This is a genomic window from Acinetobacter sp. YH1901134, from assembly GCF_013416965.1.
Classification (GTDB): domain Bacteria; phylum Pseudomonadota; class Gammaproteobacteria; order Pseudomonadales; family Moraxellaceae; genus Acinetobacter; species Acinetobacter amyesii.
The window spans coordinates 403284-423556 of the sequence record NZ_VPEW01000003.1 but is presented as its reverse complement, the minus strand read 5'-3'; the positions used below and the strand labels follow the sequence as shown (position 1 = coordinate 423556).

Below are 20273 nucleotides of genomic sequence, written 5' to 3'. Positions count from 1 at the left end.
GGCTGATTACTCAGCCCTCATCTTATATTGCTTAACGCTTAATTTTTCAAGTAAATCATAGATTTGCTCTTGCGCTAGGGAAAAGCCTTTCGGCTTTTCTTTATCCTAGCTCATTAAGACAATTGAGCAGCAGCAATTTTCTTAGTATCAACGTCTTTAGCAGCGTCAGTATAGTCGCCCATTTTGTCGAAGCTTAAGTATTGGTAGATGTCTGCAGACATGCTATCAATTTGAGCTGCGTATTCTTGGTACTCAGCTGGAGTTGGTAATTTACCAAGTACAGCAGCAACAGAAGCAAGCTCAGCAGAAGCTAAGTAAACGTTTGCGCCTTGACCTAAACGGTTCGGGAAGTTACGAGTAGAAGTCGATACACAAGTAGTGTTCGGAGCTACACGTGCTTGGTTACCCATACATAATGAACAACCTGGCATTTCTGTACGAGCGCCAGCTTTACCATAGATGTTGTAGAAACCTTCTTCCATCAATTGACGTTCGTCCATACGAGTTGGAGGAGCCAACCATAGACGAGTAGATAAAGAACCACCAGGAACTTTGTCTAGAAGTTTACCAGCCGCACGGAAGTGACCAATGTTAGTCATACATGAACCAACGAATACTTCGTCAATTTTTGTACCAGCAACGTCAGAAAGCAATTTAGCGTCATCTGGGTCGTTCGGGCAGCAAAGAACTGGTTCAGTAATTGTAGAAAGGTCAATTTCATACACTTTAGTGTATTCAGCATCTGGATCTGCTTTGATTAGGCTTGGGTTCGCTAACCATTTCTCCATGTTTTCTACACGGCGCGCCATAGTACGAGCATCGCCATAACCTTCAGAAATCATCCATTTCAACATAGTAATGTTTGATTTAAGGTATTCAGCAACTTTCTCTTCAGAAAGCGTGATAGAACAACCAGCAGCTGAACGTTCAGCAGATGCGTCAGAAAGTTCGAACGCTTGCTCAACAGTAAGGTCCGTTTCCATTTCTGTAAGGTCGATCTCAAGGATACGGCCAGAGAAGATGTTTTTCTTACCTTTTTTCTCTACAGTTAAGTCGCCTTCTTGGATCGCAACGTAAGGAATCGCATGTACTAGGTCACGTAGAGTGATACCAGGTTGCATTTTACCTTTGAACTTAACAAGAACAGACTCAGGCATGTCTAGTGGCATAACGCCAGTTGCAGCAGCAAACGCTACAAGACCAGAACCCGCTGGGAATGAAATACCGATTGGGAAACGAGTATGCGAGTCACCACCAGTACCAACTGTATCTGGAAGAAGCATACGGTTTAACCAAGAGTGGATAATACCATCGCCTGGACGTAGAGAAACACCGCCACGGTTCATGATGAAATCAGGAAGCGTGTGCTGCATTTGAACGTCAACTGGTTTTGGATACGCAGCTGTATGACAGAAAGATTGCATAACTAGGTCAGCAGAGAAGCCTAGGCAAGCAAGATCTTTAAGTTCGTCACGAGTCATTGGACCTGTTGTATCTTGAGAACCAACAGTAGTCATCTTAGGTTCACAGTAAGTACCTGGAAGTACACCTTGACCTTCAGGAAGACCACAAGCGCGACCAACCATTTTTTGAGCTTGAGTGAAGCCTTTACCAGTAGCTGCAGGTTGAACTGGAGTACGGAATAAAGTTGAAGGTGCAAGACCAAGAGCTTCACGAGCTTTAGTTGTTAAACCACGACCAACGATAAGGTTGATACGGCCACCAGCACGTACTTCATCTAAAAGAACTGGAGTTTTAAGTTCAGATTCAGCGATTTGAACGCCGTCTTTGAACGCAGTTACTTTAGCAGCAGCGTGGTCGATTTTAAGCGTGATTTCGTCGCCCATGTTCATGTTTTGAACATCGATTTCTACTGGCAATGCACCAGCATCTTCCATAGTGTTGAAGAAAATCGGAGCGATTTTAGAACCTAAGCAATAACCACCATCTTTTTTGTTCGGAATGTGAGCAATTTCGTCACCAAAGAACCAAAGTACAGAGTTAGTTGCTGACTTACGAGAAGAACCAGTACCAACAACGTCACCTACGTAAGCAACTTGGTTGCCTTTCGCGATAAGCTCTTTGATTTGGCTAAGTGGACCAACTTCGCCAGGAACTTCTGGATTGATACCGTCACGTACGTTTTTAAGCATTGCGTTAGCATGTAACGGAATGTCTGGACGGCTCCACGCGTCTTGTGCAGGTGACAAGTCGTCTGTGTTCGTTTCGCCAGTTACTTTGAAAACTGTAAGTTTGATTTCTTCAGGAACGTCTTTACGGCTAGTGAACCATTCAGCATCTGCCCAAGATTGCATAACTGCTTGTGCATTCGCATTGCCCGCTTTTGCTTTATCAGCAACGTCGTGGAAGGCATCAAATACAAGAAGAGTTTTCTTAAGTGCGTCAGCAGCTAATTCACCAAGCTCTGCATCATCAAGAAGTGCAACTAAAGGAGCAACGTTATAACCACCAAGCATAGTACCTAGTAGGTAAACCGCACGTTCTTTAGTTACTAGTGGAGAAGTCGCTTCACCTTTTGCCAAAGCAGCTAAGAAAGCAGCTTTAACGTATGCAGCTTGGTCAACACCCGCTGGAACACGGTTTTCTAGTAAATCAACTAAAAATGCTTCTTCGCCAGCTGGTGGGTTTTTTAATAATTCAACTAATGCAGCTGTTTGAGCATCGTCAAGTGGCTTCGGTGGGACTCCGAGTGCGGCACGTTCTTCAACGTGTTGGCGGTAAGCTTCTAGCACGGTGTTATTCCTCTTTTTTAAAAAATTATTTACGCATTCCTGCTTTAAATAAAGCTACGCAAATAATATGGACTGCTAAATTTTACTAAAATTCCAGTTAAAAGTTAATGCACTACAAGTGTTTCTTCGTGATGCCCGTTATTTTATAAATAAATGATCCTCATATCGTTTATACATTAAGCAAAATCAATACTTAGAACACGCTTTTCTTGCATATATTAACTTTTGACTAAAATTAACCATCAAAAAAAGGCAACTAAATGTTGCCTGTTTTTATTGGTATTGGATATTCCACCTTAGTGGACAGTGGTTGCAGTGATATATTGCTGAAGTTCTGCTCGATCGCCTGTAAATCTGAGGCACCATTCGTCCTGACATGTGGTTTGATGTTGATTACTTGCAAAGCTGATATCGACCAAATAGCGTTGAGAAAATTCATCTACTTTTTGGCGTAATGTGACTTTATCTCCAATGCTGAGCACGTAGTTCCCACCACCGATAATTGCTACGCCTTGTTCATCTTCTAGGAGTAGATCTGAGTGATGCATATAACCTATAACGTCCATATTCTGCTCCTCTACTGTTTTTTATTCTCCATTTCATTATTCATTAAAAAGATTTGCTTTTCTATATTTATGATTTAGCAAGTTGTCACAATTTGTATTCCGCTCTGCTTAGGCTATTTTAAAATCTTTAAGCATCTCATATTCAAAGTAACCCGAAGATAAATATGCATTCGCAAAATAAGCATGAACTCCATCATATGGCTAAACAACGGATAGTTGCCCCGTTGTAACTACTCACTGCTGAATAGAGCCTTTAGGTTTTGCTTTACGCGCTTTCTCGCATAAAAAACCGTTCCTTAGAACGGTTTATAATCTGGCATTTCGGTATGCGGTGTTGCGATACATTTTTCAGTAAACTCAGCACGAATTTTTTCACGTGCTTTTTCAACATCAGTATTAATCTCAGCTTGCGGCAAGGCATAAACTTCATCAATGATGTTCAGGATAAATCCTTTGGTGGTTTCATCCTCAATTTTGTTGGCATGCCCAACTGCTTTGTCTTTTTCAATTGCATTTTGACGATCTAACATAATCGTACGTGCAGCATTACCTACACTGCGGCAGTAACCCTGCCACTGCTCTTCAGGGGTTAATGGTTTTTTTTCAGCACAGCCGACCAAAGCCACCATAACGGATAAAGCAAATAACTTTTTCATGAACTTCTCCTTACGAGGGGCAATATAAAAGATCGTAATGGATTTGTCATTTAAATTAGTCGTAGCCGAACAAACAAAAAAAGCCCTTTCGGGCCTTTTTTATGCGTTTGAATTAACCACAAGTTGCTTGAATAATCTTTTTATTGATTGGATTTACAGTGACGGTGACGCGCTCTACACGATAATCCATTGTTACTGGCTGCCCAGGTTTTACTAAACGGACAATTTGAGCTTGGCTAATCGCCTTGATCTGATCTTCAGTCAATTTTGCTTGGCCAATCAGCGTCTTAGCCTTATCAGCTACACATTCAGTTTGGCTACTACGGAATAATGCCCACTCTTCAACCACTTGTCCGTTTGGCAGATGGCAATACCCGACCTGAGCATTTGCTTCATCACGAATTTCAAGTTTACCTTTTTGTTCTACACAATACTGGCTGGCTGGATTTGCCATACCAATTTTTTCTGGTGTCGTTTCAGTTTGCTGTGTTGTACTACAACCCGCCATAAATGCTGTCAGTGCAGCTAAAATCCATATATTTTTCATCATGTCTATTTCTGAATATAAAAATTTAACTTATCAAGTTTGTGCCAAATAAACGAGTTGTTTATTGAAATTTTTAGTTGTCATTCCACTTTCTGTAATTAGGCAGCAATGTGCCCTATGTTCAAAATACAGAACGTCATTTTCTTTGAACTGATGATGATTTTTGCAATATTTAAAACGACTAAACTTGTCGCAGCTTTGATTTTAAAGGTTTTATAAATTTGAAAAATGACCTGCTCAACGCGTATGCTAAAAAAGTACTTTTCTTCAAACACGCCACGTTGCGTAGGAGCAAAATATGTCAAAAAAACTGCCGATTTATTTTTCGGACGAAGCTTGGTCGTCTTTGCAACAGCTCATGGGCGCAGATGGCAAACCCAGTCCCACCATCAATGCCCTGCTTGAAAGGCAATCTCAAGAACTATCTATGGATCCATTTTTGGATTCTTCGCTCAATGTTCAGCCTGTTCAGAAAAATACCCGTATTGAACTTCCCGTTGCCTTGGAACGTATTCCTGCTGGCCCAGCTTTCGCCAATAAAGATGTTTTTGAAAAAGTCTTAGACCTAAATGATTATTTGGTAATTAACCCGCTCGCTACATTTATTGCGCATGTCGATAGCGAGTCTTTACTCAACGCCGGCTTTGAAATTAATGATACTTTTTTAGTCGATCGTAGCTTAGAAGCCAAACATGGCGATATCGTGGTTGCACTGATTGATAATCGTGAAATCACCTTAAAGCGATTGATGATCACCGCAAAAATGTCAAAAGAAGAAATTGCCGACATTTTTGGTGACCCCAATAAAGTCTTACCCAAAATTTGGCTAAAAGCAGAAAATCCAGCCTATGCGCATATTATCCCTTCAGATAGCGAATCTATCGTCGTTCAGGGTGTTGTGACCTTTAATTTAAAGCAATTTTATAAGCGCTCATCACACACCTAAACACAAGAATTCACCATGAAAGCTGCAAATAAAATATTTGCGTTAGTTGACCTTAACAACTGCTACGTCAGTTGTGAGCGTGTCTTTAACCCAAAGCTCAATAATGTCCCTGTCGTCGTGCTGTCCAATAACGATGGCTGTGTTGTATCTCGAAGTCAGGAAGCCAAAGACCTCGGTATTAAAATGGCTGTGCCGGTCTATCAAATTCAGGATTTAATCCAACAGCATCATGTTCAGGTGTTGTCGAGTAACTATGCTCTCTACACCGAAATGTCTAATCGATTTATGAATATTTTAGGCCTGTATGTCGGCCCCGAAGACCGTGAAGTTTACTCGATCGATGAGTGTTTTTTAGATTTCACTGCCTATCAAGAACTGTTTGATTTGAGCCTATATGCCAAAGAAATACGAGATACGATCCTAAAATGGCTAGGTTTAACCTGCTGTGTCGGGATTGGTCGCTCTAAAACGGAAGCCAAAATGGCCAACCATTTTGCCAAAAAAAATGCTTATTTGAACGGTGTGTGCAATTTAGTTGAAATGGACCCTTGTTCCTCAGAACAACTCCTTGCGCAGACACCAGTCAATGAAGTTTGGGGCGTGGGTCGCAATCATACAAAAGCCCTGAATCAGCTTGGCATTCATTATGTTTTAGATCTGATCAATGCACAGCCTAAAGATATTCGAAAAAAATTTAGTGTAGTGATGGAAAAAACCGTCTTGGAACTGCAAGGTCTATCTTGTCTGTCTATTGAAGAAGAAGCACCGAGCAAACAGCAAATTATCAGTAGTCGTTCCTATGGTCAGCCAGTCTACGAACTGGAAGATATTAAAGCCTCTATTCGTGTATATATCGCGCGAGCCGTCACACGTTTAAGAGCAGATCATTCTCTATGTCGTATGGTGGGAGTGTTTATTCAAACGAGTCGCTTTAATTCTACTGAAAAATACGCACCTTATCTGGCCATTACACTGAATGAGCATACCGATGACTTAATTAGTATCACCCAAGCAGCAACGCGTGCCGCCGAAAAAATCTTTAAAGCGGGATTTAAATATAAAAAAGCCGGTGTGGTGTTATTAGAAATCATTCCAAAACAAAACTTTACCCCAGATTTGTTTTGCGATATGGCGTTAAGACAAAGCCGTTTGAAACTGTCCGACACCATCGACGATATTCAAAAAAAATTTGGGCATCATTTTGTCTCGATCGGCTTAGCGCAGGACGATGCTGCAACATGGCGGATGAAAAAAAATCTGTGTTCCCCCGCTTACCTGAGTAATTGGAACGAACTGCTTCGTGTGAAATGAAACACTATGTTGTAGCGCCGCTTAGTCCTTCTATTGTTTTAACCGAAATGATCATTTGCAATTGCTGAATATTTATTTAGTATTTAAATGAATATTCATTTTTATATTCTCCTATTTTAAATTATGTCTGATGTTCAATTAACGCTGAGCGAATACCTATCTGCGGTCAAAGAAGTCATTCAATTGGCTTTTGATGATGCCGTGTGGGTCAAAGCCGAGATTCGAAATTTAAACATCAAAGGTGGACATTACTATCTCGAATTAGCTGAAAAAGAACAAGAAAGTGATAGAGTCATTGCCAGTTGTAAGGCCACAATTTGGAAATTTACTGCAAATAAAGTTGTCGGAAAATTTGAACGTGAAAGCGGTATTGAGCTCAGTCGTGACTTAAATGTCTTGGTTAAAGTGCGTGCCAAATTTGACCCGCAGTACGGCTTTTCAGTCAATATCGAAGAAATTGATTCGAGTTTTACTTTGGGTGATCTGGCTCGACGTTATCAACAAATTTTAGAGAAACTCACCAGCGAAGGTCTGATTCATAAAAATCGAAACTTGCCTACGCCATTTGATATTCAGCATGTCTTGGTTATCGCACCTGAAAATGCAGCAGGCTTAGGTGACTTTAAAAAAGATGCAGATGCACTACAACATGCTGGTGTGTGTGAATTTGTCTATCATGCTGCAACCTTTCAAGGAAATACCGCAGCACAAAGTATCCGAGATGCATTGGCACTGGGTTTAAGACAATGGGCCAATGAATTTCAAACTGCGCCAGATTTGATCGTGATTATTCGTGGTGGCGGTGCTGTTAACGATCTTGCTTATCTGAATGATTATGATTTGGCTGCACTTTTATCTAAGCGTAGCGTGCCAATTTGGGTCGGTATCGGCCATGAAAAAGACCGCACAATCTTAGATGAAATTGCACATCGCTCTTTCGACACCCCGAGTAAAGTGATTGGGGGGATTCGTAATCATATTGTTGAGCGAACTCAGGAAGTTTTAGAGGCATTGCAAAGCATTCAACTACGCTCACAACATCAAATTGCTCTATATCAAAGTCAAAATGATCAGTTACTACAAGTCATAAAGACCTTGGCACAGAGTCAAATCAATGACTCAACTCAGCTATTACAACAATACCAAGATAACACTGCTTATTTTGCTCAGTTACAACTTAAAACAGCTGCACAGAATATTGAAATACTCATGCGTGAGACTTTGCTGCAAAACCCTGCACATGTGCTCTCCAAAGGTTATGCCATCGTGCGGCAGCAAGGTCACGCCATTCGCGCAACTAAAAATCTTCAGCCTTCAGCGCATTCGCCGATTGAAATTGAAATGCAAGACGGCATCATCACGGCTGACATTCAACATATACAGGTAAAAAATCATGACGACTGATACTCTAAGTTTTAAAGAAGGCTATGAAGTTTTAAAACGTAATGCTGAATTACTCGAATCTCAGCAAGAACCCGATATTGATAATCTTATGAAAATCGTTGAAGAATCGATGCAAGCCTATAAAGCCTGCAAGACCCGTGTTGAAGCAGTACAACAGGCACTGAATGATACGTTTAAAGATTGATTTCTCAGCTCATCATTTGCAAAAAAACGCAGCCTAAGCTGCGTTTTTTTTGCTCAAATTTTGCTTCACTTAGAAGCGCCAGTTATAGAACAAGTCGATTGCACGCTCTAAAGACTGACTCGCTTCCAAGTACAAACGTTGATTCATTTGATAACGTAAGGTCAGTTTATTCACTGGTGTAAATACCCCGACACCATAACGAATGAATAAGTCAGGTGTGATATAACCCGTCACAGAAACCTGAGTATCATCTCCTGTTCCTTGAGCATCTAATGCCAAACCACTCAGACCAAATGTACGACCAATTTGATTGGTCAATGCACGTGTACCACCCAAGCCCATACTAATACCGGCTGCAGCAATCGTGTTGTTCACATCAGAACGGAAACCTTCCGCCTGACTTAAACCTGAACTTCCTTCATTGATACGACCTGTAATTAAGGCATTTAAGGCTTCTTGTTCAGATAGACCTGCATCGTTATACACCTGAATTGCAGGGCTTGATGCTGTACCTGTCACACGAACACCAACAGTACTGCCTTGCACGGCTTTATTGGCATCAATATCTAAAGTAGGGTTCGCCAATGGTCCATTAAAACGGGCAATCGCACGGTTCAAGTCCAGACTTTGACCATAAGCTTCGATTTTCACACGCTGAGAAACACCGATTGCACCATTGGCACGCATTGCTGTTTCTAAACCACGTTGTGTCAAATTCAAACGACCAATCAACGGAATTCGGCTATCAAAACCTTGGAAAATCACTTGATTACCAATATTTACCTGTACGTCAGCGCGAATATCCCAAGGACGTGCTGATTTTAAGATTTCAAGTTGATTATCACCTTCATGTACCACACGTACATCTGAAGATACCCCAACCACTGTTGCAGACGATTCTGGCATCGAAATCAATGCGCGCGGCACATCAATTTTACCTTTTAAGGTTAATTTCTTACTGAAAGGCAGCACATCTAAAGATAAATCAGGCGTTACAACAGCGGTGATCAATGGCGCTTGACGGACCAACATTTCATTACCCGTTAAATTCAACTGGATACGTGGATCATTTTTCCAGTCAATATTTCCGGTTAATTTGCCCACACCACGACCACTGTTAAATGCACCATCAATCGTCGCGTGGTTTTGACGCACAGCAGAATACAACTGAATATTGGTCAAGTTCACAGGCAATGAAATCATGCTAATCGAGCCATTTTTCACTCGAATCTCACCATCCATTAAAGGCTGAGACAATGTTCCGCTAATTTTTGCCGCATAAGACAACGTACCGCCCATTGAACGGACATCTTGTATAAATGGTTTTAAGATTTTCAATTGAACTTGGTTAAAGGCCACTTCACCACGGATCGGTTTGTTGGTTTTATACGGGTCAATAATAATATTGGCATAACCTGTACCAATATCAGGAGCTTTGGTATCGAGTCGAATTTGTAGCCCTTCAGCGACACTTTTCGCAATCAAACCTACTTCATCATATTTTAAAGTGGATGCTAAATACTGTGGGTCTTCCGCTGCTAAACCGAGTAAACCGTCACGAGTTACTAATCGTGCATCAATTTTAGGTTTTGCACCTTTCGCCCAAGACGCTTTCGCATAACCATTCACTTTACCCGTAATCGCCAGGCCTTCAGGCATAAATGCTGCAAAATCATTTAAGTCTAGGTTCTTTGTCACAAAGGATACATTGCCGCGGTTTTTATTCACACGAATCGGCTGATCAAAACATAATTCACTTTGCTGACTCATCCAACAATGCGCGCCAACAAATAAGTCAGACTGTGCAGTGTTGTAAATAATCGATGCATTTTGACGCTGCACAAGACGTGTACGCAAGGAGTCAAAATCGCCTTTTTGAATCTGACCAAGCCAATTATTTTGTGCGTTAAAACCACCAGCTAACTGCACATAAAATTTTGATAATTTATTTTCAGCACTGACTTTTAATAAATGCGCATTACGTGTACCGGCCAGTGAAATTTGACCTTTTACAATCTCACGGTTGTTACTGCGTAAATTATCCATCGTTGCCGTTAATAAACTTGGTGAAGTCGCAGAAGTTGGCAACTCGCCTTGCACCCGTATTTTTTTCACACTGAATAAATTATTAAAAGCAAAATTATCTATTGCGATATTGGCAGATGCTTGCAGTCGTGGCTGTGCTTGAACATTTAAGTAGCCATAAGCACGTCCACGTAGGCCTGCATAAATTTCATATAACGCTGGTGCATTAATTTTCAATTGTAAATTTTGTGCATTACCAGTGGCTTGAATTTGGTTATTGGCATAAGCCAACAGCAAATTATTCGCTTCAAACTGTTTTGGCATAAAGCCGGATTGATTTGAATTAATCACCATCGCCAAGTTACCTTGACCACGGACAGGTTTGTTATTGATCATACCTGCCAAATTCAGACGTTCAATTTGAATACGTTTTAGCGCATCTGACCACACACCACTGGTTTTTAAATTTCCAGATAATTCACCCCGTACATTTGAGGCAAAATAATGCGGCTTAAAATGCACCAGTGATGCATTAATATCCCAACCAATGGCTTTTTGTAGTAAAACTTGTCCATTGGCAGAAATTTTACCTGCCACGCCATCATGACGCAGCTCGGCTATTTTAATTAATTCAGGTGTACCCGATACTTTGAAAATCAAACTGCCTTTACTTGCGGCAACTTGGCTTGCATTGAGGCCACCATCATAATTCACAGCAAAAGCTTTAAAGCCTCCACCTTGTTTCTCATCATGGAAAGTCAGCGCAGCAGTAGATTGACCTGTTAAATGAACCGTTTCATTTTGCTGTGCTAGTCGGCCTAACAAATCAATATTATTCAGCTGAATAATCTGTTGATTTGGTTTTGCATAACCATTGGCTTTTAATGCCCCTGTAATTTGATCGACAGGCGCAGCAGCCACGATGGTTTGTGGATTGAACTGCTGTGCTTGTACATTGGCTTGCCATTTCAGCATACGTTTTTGATCAGGCAATTCTACAACTGCGTTACCTTTGAGCTGACCTTTGTCGGCCACATAACTAAAGGCAGGGACATTGAGATTGTTATTTTTCAGATTCAATTTGGCTTGATATTGTCCAGCAGGCAGAGCACCTTTTTCATGTCGTGACACTGTGGTCGCCACATTAATGTTCTGCTGACCTTCTGTAAGCGCCAATTGCACATTGCCCGAATCACTACTCAACCATCCAACATATGGCACTGCACGGTCTATATTTTTCCAAGACACATCCATCAGCATCGGCTGAGCTTTATTATTTTTAGCAGGCGCTTGATCGAGTTTTAAATTCCAAGTTTCATATTGATCAAAATCCACCAACGCCGTCAGGTGCATGCCTTTTTCAAGGGTCCCTTTAGAAGCAATCTTACTATTTAAACTCACAGGTAGAAAATCTTGAACCACCTGCGGAATCAACTTATGTTTTGGATTAATTTTATCTAAACGACCGCTTACATCCCAAGTGACCTGATCTTTCCAACTCACCACGCCGCCCAAATTGACAGCGCCGCCCATCACTTGACCATTTAGGTTAGTAATATCAAGTTGATTGACCAAGTCCGTACTCATGAGCGCAGTATATTTACCTTCAGGAATATTGGCCCCGCTCAGGTCCGTGTCTAAATCTAAATTGAGACGCTGAATATCCCCATTGAATTTTGCCAGACCATTTTTAGCAAAGAGCTTTTGCTCAGTCAGTAACGGTAAATGATAGTTTTTAAATTTGAGTGCACCAAACATTGGAACATGTGGACGCATTGGATGAACCACAGCCCAACCAGTTAAAAGATCTGGGGTATGAGTTGCCACACCAGCTTGAATCGTATCAAGAGATCCTTTAGCCACCACTTGAATATCATGAATATTCAAGCTTTCACGTAGTGAAGGTAAATTGACAATCCCCACAGCATTTAGCGGATACTTGTCTTCAAACTTCATATTCCCAGACGCTTGGCGCACAGACAAATACCCCATATCCATACGGGTATCTTCGAATTTTAATTCCGTCCCTGACCAAAGCGCTTCATTTAATTCAATGTCATAAAAATCCACACCTGAACTATGCGTTTTAATCAACATATGATCTAAATCTGCATGATCGACACGAAGTACGAACGGCAGACGGATTTCACTAAATGCAAAAGGTTTATCGCTAGGTTGGGTCTTGGTAATAATTTGCAGATTTTTAACATCTGCTTTATTTAAATGAATTTCTTTATTAATAATGGCGCGCCAACCGAGTGTAATATCGGCACGGTCAATTTTTACATCGACAGGTTTTAGCGTAACGAGGACATTTCGTAAAATAATGCCCCGCCAAAGGTTACCACCTTCATATTCATAGTGAATGATTTGCTGACGTTCCAGAACACGGTCAAGTAAAAACTTACTGCCTTTGTCTGTAGAGAACATGACCGCCAATGCAGCCACCAAAAAGATAAGCACGAACACGAAGGTCAAAATGACACTTCGAAGAATACGACGCTTCTTCGGCAGTTGCTCTACCGGCGTTTCGTTTTCTGGTTCTTGCTGTTCTTGTTCAGTCATAAAAAACACATCACCTAAAAATTATAATTGTGAACCAATAAAGAAATGTAAACGAATTGGTTTGCTGTCGTCAGAAAGTCCGGTAGCGACATCTAAACGAATTGGGCCAATTGGAGAAGCCCAACGTATCCCCACACCGGCGCTATATGCAGTCGGTGTATTGAAGTCTTTATCGTACGCATTACCAAAGTCACTAAAGACCGCAGCACGCCAGCCTTCTTTAAATTGGTAGTTATATTCTAATGAACCCGTTGCCAAGACTTGACCACCAATTTTATAGCCATTTTCTTCGGCAGCTAAACTCTTATAGTCAAAGCCGCGAATGGTTTGGTCACCACCGGTAAAGTAGCGTAAGTTATAAGGAACTTTATCAAAGTTCTCTGTCAGAATATAACCTAAATCACTGCGCCCCACGAACTGGTGATTATCATTTTCACCCAATGAATAAATAAAGCGCCAGCCCGCATTCAAGATCGCCATGTCAGCATCTGAAAGTAAGCTTTCACTTCCGACTTCAACTTTATAGGTTTGCTTAATCCCTTTACTCGGATTCACACGTTTATCAGAGTCGGTTCGAGAAATTTCATAGCCAAACATCAAGGACTGCTGTTCATTATTGGTATTCACCAAGAACGCATCTGGAACGTCATCACTTGGACTTAGGCCGTCATCGGTAATACGGTCCAAACGGTAACGTAAACCAAAGGTATGCTGCCAACTGCCACGTGGGTTTTTAATAATCCGGTCAACCCCAGCTACAGCAGATTCAATCGAAAGATTAACGCCTTGACCGACATCGTCACGTTCTTCACGCTCATAACCACCGACCAAGCTGACATAGTCATTTAATGGATGGTTATATGGAATGTTATAGCGACCATCAATCGATTGACGGATTTTGGATACTTCCATGTTGGCGTCAAAAGAATGACCACGTTTGTTTACAATGGCACGACGATACTGGCCACGAACACGTGTACCAGTGTCGGTACCAAAACCAGCACCAATTTCTGCACTATTCAACTTATCTGCATTTAGTGTCACGATCACAGGGACTTTTTTATCTTCACGTGCTTGCGCTTTTAAACGTTCTTGTTCTGCTTGTTTAGCATCTTGCGTATCTTGCAAACTGCGTAATTTAGAGGATTGCTCTGCATCATTCACCCCCGCAAATTGGTCTTCATCAACCACTTTTTGCGTGACTTCCTTATTCGACATCACTTCCGTTTTGTCTTTCACCACTTGTGAACTTTCAGACAACTGATTTTGATCGACCAAGGTCTGAATATCTGGTGGCAGTTCAAGCGGCTTTTCAATTGGGTCTGGTCGAATCGCATCAACTAAGGTGTAGTTAAAATAGCGAGAGTTGGTTAGGTTGTTAGCCAAACCATTCACACGCCAGAAAGTATAGTCAGCACCGTCTTTCCACGTCACCAAACTTTCTAAAATATCGCGATCCAATGGAAACTCTGCATTCGGATCACTCATTCGAAATTCGACTTCGCCAAGCTTATAACGCTCACCCGTTTCAAATCGCAAATTGATATCGGCAGTATTTTGTGGTTGAGCCACTCTTACATCGTGCAAACGCCAGTACGAGTCGAAATAACCGTTATTAGTTGCTGCATCATTAATTCGGCCTTTCGTCGTTTCGTATTCACCATGATTAAGAATGTCACCTTCTTCCTGATCTGGTAATACACCAATCACCTGAAACTGAGCTTGATTTGCTCCAGCCCCTGAAAATTCAATATTTTGCTTTTGAATTTGCACAGGCGTATTTGGTGTAACCAATACACGAACTTTACTGTCAGACACTTTTTCAAATTTGAATTCAGACTGATAGAAGCCCACAGCTTGTGCAGCTTGATTGGACAAGCTGCGTAATTGAGGCAAGGCCGATGGAAAATCGCTAAAAGACTCTTGAGTAAAACTTGAAAGCTTGCCTTTAATATTGGCTTTGAGATCTTCCAGCGCCGCACCGTAAGCCTTACTCGAAGTCTGACTGGTATTATGTGCTGAGGTAATTTCAACATCCGCACTAATTCGTGGCACTTTTGCCGTATTCATCTGACGTGGCGGACGCACTTTATATAATAAGCGCTTAAAAATACCTGGCTCTGCATCATCTTCCACAGTTGGATTATTCAGCTCTTGCAGAGTACTGGCATTTTCATTTTGTGTTGCAGTAATTTCATTATCAGAGCGAATTTCACTCATGAGCTGATCAATATTGACTGGCGCTTGGTTAATTTCCGTTAACTCTTTTTGGGTAATGTCCGCAACAGCAACTTCTGTTTGTTGTGTCGCACGGTACTCCTGCGCCTGACGTTTGGCCTCTTCAGCAACTTGGAAGATTTCATTCGCCATGTTTTGATCAACAGGTGTCACGGGTAAGTTTTCTAAATCTTCGAACTCAATGGGTTTAAATTCTTGTAGTTGTGTTCCTGCTTGCTGCTGTTCTTGCAGCATTTTCATACTATCAACAGATTCTTTCGGCTCATTTATATTTTCAATTTTTTCAATTGCTTCAGGCGTCGACAGCCCTTGCTTTACAGCCTCATCCTTGATTTCAGCAACAATCTCTGCTTTTGTATCTGCAGAGGTTGGAACAGTTTCCGCGGGAGTTTGGGCGAAACTATGCTGAGCACACAAGGTCAAAAAGATGCTCATATATAGACTTTTATTGCTATGATGCTGTCGTATGCAGTGAGCCATACTGTGATGAAGCATTGTTTTTTTAAACTTGATTTTTGCAGGCATAGCAAACTCTAACAAATTTCATTATGTAATGGACTTAGTCAATCAGATGTAGAGCTAAAGATCTTATATCTATTGGTTTTTCGCCATCCCCAAACTCAAAAACATATTACATGATTTTTTTAGAGATTTTACCAATCACTCACATTTCTTAATAAAACTTAATGTAGCAAGACGCTTATGAATAACAACGAACATCTGCTAGGTACACGCCGTTTCCTGCCTATGTTTTTGACCCAATTTTTTGGGGCGCTCAATGACAATGTCTATAAACAGGCTTTATTGTTGGTCATCACCTATGGATTAATCCAACAACAGGCATTACCCATCAGCACGCTAAACAATCTAGCTGCATTATTGTTTATTTTACCCTACTTTATTTTTTCAGCGACAGCGGGACAGATCGCAGATCGGTTTGAACGTTCACAACTTGTCCGTGGTATCAAAATTTTAGAAATTATCATCATGATCATCGGCAGTATTGGCTTTCTGACCGGTCATTTATGGTTATTATTGGTGGCTCTATTTTTGATGGGAACCCATTCGACATTTTTTGGTCCAATCAAATATGCGATTTTGCCTGAAATTTTAAAACCCAATGAGCTGATGTCAGGCAATGCGCTGTTCCAATCTGCGACATCCATGGCGATTTTATTCGGGATGATTTTGGGCGGTGCAGTGATTGCTTCCTCACAAGGCAATTTAATATGGATCAGCCTGACAGTTATGACCATCGCCATTTCAGGTTATATCACCAGTCGTTTTATTCTTAAGCAAAATGTCACTACACCAGATTTAAAAATCGATTGGAACTTTTTCCGAACTAGTTACCAAACGATGAAATATGCCAAAAGTTTGCCGCTAATTTTTACTATTTTATTGGGGAACTCGTGGTATTGGTTTTATGGTGCAACCTACCTCACCCAAATTCCACAAATGACTCAGCAAAATCTACATGCCTCTGAAAATGTCGTTAGCTTGCTATTGACCTTTTTCTCTGTCGGTGTGGGCGTAGGTTCATTGCTTTGTCGTAAATTGGGCGGCACTCAAGTCAATATTAAGATGGTTCCCATCGGTGCTGTAGGTTTAACGGTATTTGCACTGTATTTAGCATTTAGTTTAACGCTTGTCCCGACTCAAACTGGCCCACTTATTACCCTTTCAGAAGTTTTTCATCAAGGTTGGGGCTATTACCATGTCATGATTGCCGTGACTTTATTGGGTATTAGTGGTGGTTTTTACATCGTTCCGCTCTATGCAATGATGCAAGCTTATTCTCCACGCTCACATCGTGCGCGAGTCGTTGCCGCAAACAACATTTTAAATGCGGTATTTATGGTATGTTCTGCTATATTTTCAATTATCATTCTGAGTGTTTTAAAGATTGATATTAAAATACTTTTTTGTATAACCGCAGTGCTCAGTGCAATCTTTTGTATTTGGCTGCTATTACGCATCAAACCTTTGCTTAAAACTACGCAAGTCTCTCTGGAGGATTAATCCATGCGTCAATTTACAGGTGTCGACAAACTTATTCACTCATTTGATCAAGCCTTACGTAGTTTAGTACCTGGGGCGACTGCCGCACATCGAGAAAACCCTGCTAACATTGAAGAAACACAATTAGCAGTGAGTGAAGCGCGTCATGTTGCAGGTTTAATGCGGGTCAATCATAGTGGTGAAGTATGTGCACAAGCGCTCTATCATGGCCAAGCCCTCACCGCTAAACTGCCAAATGTCCGCCGTGAAATGGAACAAGCAGCGATTGAAGAACAAGACCATTTAGCATGGTGTGAAGATCGCTTAAAAGAATTAGACAGCCATACCAGTCTGCTCAACCCTGTTTGGTACGGCCTTTCTTTTGGGATGGGTGCATTGGCAGGTATTGCCGGTGATAAATACAGCTTAGGTTTTGTCGCTGAAACTGAGCGTCAGGTGAGTCTGCATTTAGAAGACCACATCCGCCAACTTCCTGAACAAGACGAACGTTCACGTAAAATCTTAGTGCAAATGAATGAAGATGAGCTTCATCACCGTGATACAGCACTCAATGCAGGTGGTGTAGACCTTCCTGTTCCAGTTCGTATTGCCATGACTGGTATTTCAAAGCTGATGACCAAAACCAGTTATTACATTTAATGATTTTCTAATGATTGTCGCTAAGTTTTATAAATAGTGAACAAAAAGCCTGCAGTGATGCAGGCTTTTTTATGAGAAATCTTTTGACTTTAATACAATAATTCCTTCGCCATCAAAACAGTTTATAGGCTGCCATCGACTTGGTGTAAACCAATCAAAATTCAACCTATAACGTTGTGCAGTGGACGGATAACCAGCTCCACCTAACTCAAGCAGCCATCCTGCCGGACAAATTTCTCTTTGGTTATTCATCATAACGGTTTGATCATGTGCCAACTCAAGCAATAAATGCCGATGCAGCTCAAATGCAATAACATCAAATCCAGCTATTTGAATAGGCTGTGGAAAACGAGCCGATGTCAAACCTTGACGAATATCAGTCATCTGTTCCAGAGTATAGTCGGTTTCAAATGATCGGTTAATCCACGTGCCTTCAGGCAGTACAACCTCTCCAAAGTTTAAGGGTTCCTGCAACTGTATATGAATTTTCTTTTGATGCTGCCACTCTGCATAGTCAGAACTAAGATCTGAAATCACGAACAATCCAAGCGTTACTGCAACAAATAAAGGGAAAAACAATACGCCAGATAAACCAATTTTAAGTGCAGCATTTACTTTATATGGTCGATTTTTTTGCTTTTTATACCAATTATTCCAACTCAACCAAATCGCAATGACGATAAATAGCACCAAAATCGCAAAGCAAATAATAAGGAAACCTCCCGCACCCGCACCATAACCTAAGCCCATATTGCTCTCACTAAATATCCCTTTAAATCTTTTAATTATGTTTTGACGACTTTATCAGATCAACCACTTGCACTTTATCAATGTTGATGATGCTTACGCCACCACTTCAACACCGTATAGAGCACACGGAAGAATACGATACATAATATAACGGCAATAACGATGTAAATATCTTGATGATAAGGCAGCATTTTCGCCCAAAATAGATGTAAATAATGACTGATTTGGAAACCAATCGTTGCGACCAACATCGCCCAAATAAAACAGGCAACCAGATTAATCAGCACATATTTCCAAACAGGATAAGCACGCACACCGACTGCAATAAGTAAAATAGTTCTAAAACCCCAAGCAAAGCGCATAAATAAAATGGTCAAAATAGGATAACGTTCAATAAACTGGCTCGCACGATCGAATTTTTGTGCAAATTCTGCATTCGACTGGATAAGTTTTTGCCCATAGCGAGCGCCCATTTGATAATAAAACTGATCGCCAATAAAACTGCCTAACATCACCACTGCAATCAACATTGGAAAATGAAGTATGTGTTGATGGACAGCATAGGCGCCAATCATCAGCACTGTTTCTCCCTCAAACTATGTGCCAATAAAAATCGCAATATAGCCATAGTGCTGAATCAGATCCGTCCAGTTCATATCAGTATTTTGAAGCTAAAAAGATAATGTAATCCTGCGACAGCCTATACGCTAGCGCATACCATGACAGGATTTGAATATTTTTATTATTGTTTATCTAGCGTATTTAAGGTCAGTTTGAAATATCACTCATGTTCATTGAAAACATTTCGTTTCATTCGCTCAATCCACTAAAACTTTTTGGCAACTCACCACAGGAAATTGATGTGCTGGATGTTCAAACATTTCATTTTTCCAAATGTCGAACATTGGTATTTTAACATCGAGTGCTAAAGGCAGTTTTTTCGGATTAAATTGCATGTGCGCTAAGCTTTCGCCCCACGCGATCAGATCCAGATCCAAAGCGATATTATGAGATGGACGAACACGACCTGAGTCTGCTTCCATTTTTTTCAGTAAGGTGCTGATTTCATCTACACATAAACTGCTTTTCACCAAACAAGCTGCATTCCAATAATCCGCCCCAATGCCATCACGACAAGGAATCACATAAATTTTGGAAAATTCAACATGACCCAAAGCCTGAATTTGACGTAAAGCCTGTTGAAAATGCGGTTTGGGATTGAAATTACTCGCCAGAGCTAGGGCGAAAATCGTTTCGGTGGCGTTCAAGACGAATTCCTACAGAATTGGCTTGCGCGATAATGGCAGGCTTCCGGATGCTAATCATAATAGATTCAATGCTGTCATAGGTAGCAAAAAGTGCATCAATCACCAGTTTTGCTGCATGTTCGATCAATTTAGGTTGAGCAGTTTGAATGACTTTGGCTGATATTTCGCAAATTTCAGCATAATTCAAGGTATCTTCAAGCTCATCTGACTGAGCCGCCTGCGCTAAACTGGTTTGAATATTGAGGTCGAGCATCAAAGGCTGAATAATCTGACGCTCCCAATTGAAACAGCCGACTACAGTTTCAACTTTCAAACCTTCAATGATAATTGCGTCCATTCTTACACTCAAAATAAAATCTTAAACATCGATAAAATCCTCCTGTTTAAGCAAGAGGATTT

Annotated in this window: 16 protein-coding genes; 6 read left to right on the top strand and 10 right to left on the bottom strand. The window is 41.0% G+C overall.

All coding sequences use genetic code 11. From position 1 onward, the window contains the following. Positions 1-113 precede the first annotated feature (113 nt). The 4 genes from FTV50_RS03575 to FTV50_RS03560 form a co-directional block, all read right to left on the bottom strand. Positions 114-2753, bottom strand: coding sequence for a bifunctional aconitate hydratase 2/2-methylisocitrate dehydratase (locus FTV50_RS03575; protein ID WP_180004960.1), 2640 nt, complete (start codon positions 2751-2753; stop codon positions 114-116). Positions 2754-3049: 296 nt separating this feature from the next. Next, the gene (locus tag FTV50_RS03570) at positions 3050-3319 is read right to left on the bottom strand and encodes a hypothetical protein (protein WP_078189189.1); all 270 of its coding nucleotides are present in this window, start codon (positions 3317-3319) and stop codon (positions 3050-3052) included. 296 nt (positions 3320-3615) lie between these two features. After that, positions 3616-3975 carry a hypothetical protein gene (locus FTV50_RS03565; protein WP_180023525.1) on the bottom strand — a complete coding sequence of 120 codons (360 nt, stop codon included), beginning with the start codon at positions 3973-3975 and terminating at the stop codon, positions 3616-3618. Positions 3976-4087: 112 nt separating this feature from the next. After that, positions 4088-4522: an I78 family peptidase inhibitor gene (locus FTV50_RS03560; protein ID WP_180004959.1), complete on the bottom strand. Its 435-nt coding sequence runs from the start codon at positions 4520-4522 to the stop codon at positions 4088-4090. Positions 4523-4820: 298 nt separating this feature from the next. Between FTV50_RS03560 and FTV50_RS03555 the strand changes: the two genes are divergently transcribed. The 4 genes from FTV50_RS03555 to xseB all read left to right on the top strand — a co-directional run bounded on the left by FTV50_RS03555 (position 4821) and on the right by xseB (position 8367). Next, positions 4821-5468, top strand: coding sequence for a LexA family transcriptional regulator (locus FTV50_RS03555; RefSeq protein ID WP_078193940.1), 648 nt, complete (start codon positions 4821-4823; stop codon positions 5466-5468). Positions 5469-5483: 15 nt separating this feature from the next. Continuing rightward, a complete protein-coding gene (locus tag FTV50_RS03550) occupies positions 5484-6779 on the top strand; it encodes a Y-family DNA polymerase (protein ID WP_078193941.1) in 1296 nt (431 codons plus the stop codon). A 123-nt stretch (positions 6780-6902) separates the two neighbouring features. After that, the gene (gene xseA / locus FTV50_RS03545; protein WP_180023523.1) at positions 6903-8183 is read left to right on the top strand and encodes an exodeoxyribonuclease VII large subunit; all 1281 of its coding nucleotides are present in this window, start codon (positions 6903-6905) and stop codon (positions 8181-8183) included. Continuing rightward, the gene (gene xseB, locus FTV50_RS03540; RefSeq protein WP_078188551.1) at positions 8173-8367 is read left to right on the top strand and encodes an exodeoxyribonuclease VII small subunit; all 195 of its coding nucleotides are present in this window, start codon (positions 8173-8175) and stop codon (positions 8365-8367) included. Before xseA ends, xseB begins: the two co-directional genes overlap by 11 nt. 69 nt (positions 8368-8436) lie before the next feature. On the opposite strand, the gene FTV50_RS03535 is transcribed toward xseB, so the two are convergent. Next, the gene (locus tag FTV50_RS03535) at positions 8437-12957 is read right to left on the bottom strand and encodes a translocation/assembly module TamB domain-containing protein (RefSeq protein WP_180023522.1); all 4521 of its coding nucleotides are present in this window, start codon (positions 12955-12957) and stop codon (positions 8437-8439) included. A 21-nt stretch (positions 12958-12978) separates the two neighbouring features. Continuing rightward, positions 12979-15720, bottom strand: coding sequence for an autotransporter assembly complex family protein (locus FTV50_RS03530; protein WP_180023521.1), 2742 nt, complete (start codon positions 15718-15720; stop codon positions 12979-12981). Positions 15721-15897: 177 nt separating this feature from the next. Between FTV50_RS03530 and FTV50_RS03525 the strand changes: the two genes are divergently transcribed. Both FTV50_RS03525 and coq7 read left to right on the top strand, forming a co-directional pair. Further along, positions 15898-17217: an MFS transporter gene (locus FTV50_RS03525; RefSeq protein ID WP_180023520.1), complete on the top strand. Its 1320-nt coding sequence runs from the start codon at positions 15898-15900 to the stop codon at positions 17215-17217. Between the two features lie 3 nt (positions 17218-17220). Then, complete coding sequence (gene coq7 / locus FTV50_RS03520) at positions 17221-17856, top strand: 2-polyprenyl-3-methyl-6-methoxy-1,4-benzoquinone monooxygenase (RefSeq protein WP_180023519.1); 636 nt, start codon at positions 17221-17223, stop codon at positions 17854-17856. A gap of 69 nt (positions 17857-17925) precedes the next feature. On the opposite strand, the gene FTV50_RS03515 is transcribed toward coq7, so the two are convergent. The 4 genes from FTV50_RS03515 to folB all read right to left on the bottom strand — a co-directional run bounded on the left by FTV50_RS03515 (position 17926) and on the right by folB (position 20211). Continuing rightward, entirely contained in the window at positions 17926-18606 is a 681-nt protein-coding gene (locus FTV50_RS03515; protein ID WP_180023518.1) for a hypothetical protein, read from the bottom strand. A 77-nt stretch (positions 18607-18683) separates the two neighbouring features. Further along, positions 18684-19181 (bottom strand): DedA family protein, encoded by a 498-nt coding sequence (locus FTV50_RS03510; RefSeq protein WP_180023568.1) that lies wholly within the window; start codon positions 19179-19181, stop codon positions 18684-18686. A gap of 243 nt (positions 19182-19424) precedes the next feature. Beyond that, entirely contained in the window at positions 19425-19874 is a 450-nt protein-coding gene (locus FTV50_RS03505; protein WP_180023517.1) for a 2-amino-4-hydroxy-6-hydroxymethyldihydropteridine diphosphokinase, read from the bottom strand. Beyond that, positions 19831-20211, bottom strand: a complete 381-nt coding sequence (gene folB / locus FTV50_RS03500; protein ID WP_180004951.1) for a dihydroneopterin aldolase — start codon at positions 20209-20211, stop codon at positions 19831-19833. Before folB ends, FTV50_RS03505 begins: the two co-directional genes overlap by 44 nt. Between the last annotated feature and the right edge of the window lie 62 nt (positions 20212-20273).

Excerpts from the sequence above, each read along its gene's own strand:
- FTV50_RS03570 (WP_078189189.1), bottom strand. The coding sequence starts at position 3,319 with ATGGACGTTATAGGTTATATGCATCACTCAGATCTACTCCTAGAAGAT.
- FTV50_RS03565 (WP_180023525.1), bottom strand. The coding sequence starts at position 3,975 with ATGAAAAAGTTATTTGCTTTATCCGTTATGGTGGCTTTGGTCGGCTGT.
- FTV50_RS03560 (WP_180004959.1), bottom strand. The coding sequence starts at position 4,522 with ATGAAAAATATATGGATTTTAGCTGCACTGACAGCATTTATGGCGGGT.
- FTV50_RS03555 (WP_078193940.1), top strand. The coding sequence starts at position 4,821 with ATGTCAAAAAAACTGCCGATTTATTTTTCGGACGAAGCTTGGTCGTCT.
- FTV50_RS03550 (WP_078193941.1), top strand. The coding sequence starts at position 5,484 with ATGAAAGCTGCAAATAAAATATTTGCGTTAGTTGACCTTAACAACTGC.
- xseA (WP_180023523.1), top strand. The coding sequence starts at position 6,903 with ATGTCTGATGTTCAATTAACGCTGAGCGAATACCTATCTGCGGTCAAA.
- xseB (WP_078188551.1), top strand. The coding sequence starts at position 8,173 with ATGACGACTGATACTCTAAGTTTTAAAGAAGGCTATGAAGTTTTAAAA.
- FTV50_RS03535 (WP_180023522.1), bottom strand. The coding sequence starts at position 12,957 with ATGACTGAACAAGAACAGCAAGAACCAGAAAACGAAACGCCGGTAGAG.
- FTV50_RS03530 (WP_180023521.1), bottom strand. The coding sequence starts at position 15,720 with ATGCCTGCAAAAATCAAGTTTAAAAAAACAATGCTTCATCACAGTATG.
- FTV50_RS03525 (WP_180023520.1), top strand. The coding sequence starts at position 15,898 with ATGAATAACAACGAACATCTGCTAGGTACACGCCGTTTCCTGCCTATG.
- coq7 (WP_180023519.1), top strand. The coding sequence starts at position 17,221 with ATGCGTCAATTTACAGGTGTCGACAAACTTATTCACTCATTTGATCAA.
- FTV50_RS03515 (WP_180023518.1), bottom strand. The coding sequence starts at position 18,606 with ATGGGCTTAGGTTATGGTGCGGGTGCGGGAGGTTTCCTTATTATTTGC.
- FTV50_RS03510 (WP_180023568.1), bottom strand. The coding sequence starts at position 19,181 with ATGATTGGCGCCTATGCTGTCCATCAACACATACTTCATTTTCCAATG.
- folB (WP_180004951.1), bottom strand. The coding sequence starts at position 20,211 with ATGGACGCAATTATCATTGAAGGTTTGAAAGTTGAAACTGTAGTCGGC.